This is a genomic window from Neorhizobium descurainiae (assembly GCF_051400715.1).
GTDB lineage: Bacteria > Pseudomonadota > Alphaproteobacteria > Rhizobiales > Rhizobiaceae > Neorhizobium.
Genome location: NZ_JBLFFK010000077.1, coordinates 1 through 1,210 on the forward strand (window position 1 = coordinate 1; position 1,210 = coordinate 1,210).

Annotated in this window: 1 protein-coding gene; it reads right to left on the reverse strand. The window is 63.9% G+C overall.

From position 1 onward, the window contains the following. Positions 1–1,210: AMP-binding protein (locus tag ACMGE0_RS33475; RefSeq protein ID WP_436820157.1), on the reverse strand; the 1,210-nt coding region annotated here is incomplete at both ends.

The window sequence follows — 1,210 nt, forward strand, 5'->3', positions numbered from 1 at the left end:
TCGGTGATGCCGTACATATTGATCAGCTGCGGTGCGGCCTCTCCCCGCGCCGCAAGCCAGCCCCGCAACGCCGCAGGCTCAAGCTTCTCGCCAGCAAAAATGATGAACCGCAACGTATCAACGGGAAGAGCAGCACGTCGATCATAGTCCATCAGCGGGTAAAAGGCCGATGGTGTTTGGCTGAGGACCGTCACGCTCTCGCTGCGAAGCAGCGCATGGAACGCCACGGGATCGCGCGCGGTCCAATGGGGAACGACAACCAGGCGTCCACCGGTCGCGAGGCAATGGAACACCTCCCAGACAGAGACGTCGAAGGCATAGGAGTGGAACATCGTCCACACATCCGAGGGGCCGAAGCCGTACCAGGGCGCCGTCGCGTCGAGAAGACGGGCGACGTTGGAATGAGTAATGCCAACCCCCTTCGGGGTTCCGGTCGATCCGGATGTGTAGATGACATAGGCGAGCTGGTCGGGATGGACGGATGTGGCGACTGGATCCGCGCTCTCGTCGCCGACCTCGTTCACCAGAACGGTGTCGAGACCCGACAGCAGGTCCGCAAGCGCCTGCTTCGTCGCCGCGTCCGTTACCACCCTGGTGATACCACTGTCCTCAATCATGTGGGCGAGCCGATCGGCCGGGTAGGACGGATCGAGCGGTACGTAGGCAGCACCCGAACGCATGATACCGACCAGCGCCGCGATGAGGCCGGAGGAGCGATCGGTGGCCACGCCGACGCGTTCGTCCGGCCGAACCCCAAGTCCTTTCAGCCGCCGTGCGATGCGGTTGGCCCAGGCGTCGAGCTCGCCATAGGTGAGATGTGCGCCTTCGCAGGAGACCGCTTCGCTGTCGGTCCGCAAGACGGCTTGCCGGGCGATGCGTGCGGTCACCGGCTCAAAGGGGTAGCTTGTCGGCGCGGCGCCGGCGGGAGGCGACGAAAGCGCAAGGTCGCCGAGCCGGATCCCGCTGAAGCCCTCATTCCCCGAGGCCAGTTGACCGAGAAGTTCAAGATAGTGCGCGGCAATCCGGTCGAGCATGTCGCCGCCGATCCGCTGGGAATCGCGAGACCAACGCAGTGAGATCGCCTCGTGCGGAAGCACGGCAAGCGTTACCGGATAATGGGTCCGCTCGTTTGCGGCGACGTGATCGACGGTGACTGTGGTCTGGCTTTTGCGCAGTTCGGCGTCGACGGGATAGTTCTCGAAGACGAAGA